We start from the raw sequence: 242 nt of genomic DNA, 5'->3' as shown, positions 1-242 counted from the left end.
GGTCGTACCTGACCCGGGGCAGCGAGCCGCGCAGCCAGACGAACAGGAACATGAACAGCCAGAGCTTGACGGTGAACCAGAGCAGGCCCCACCAGCCGCCGTTGAGGGCGCCGTCACCGATCATCGCGATGAACGGCGGGGCCTGCCAGCCGCCGAGGAACAGCGTCGTGGCGAGCGCCGAGACGGTGAACATGTTGACGTACTCGCCGAGGAAGAACATCGCGAAGCGCATCGAGGAGTAC

Annotated in this window: 1 protein-coding gene; it reads right to left on the bottom strand. The window is 65.7% G+C overall.

What is annotated here, in order from left to right; translation table 11 throughout:
• On the bottom strand, positions 1-242 hold a 242-nt coding region (locus tag ACPYOI_RS36835; RefSeq protein WP_481424281.1), incomplete at both ends, for an NADH-quinone oxidoreductase subunit H.

The sequence above is a fragment of the Rhizobium sp. SVR5-2C genome, assembly GCF_056755115.1.
The sequence above is the reverse complement of the archived record's forward strand: the minus strand, read 5'-3'. Positions and strand labels throughout refer to the sequence as shown.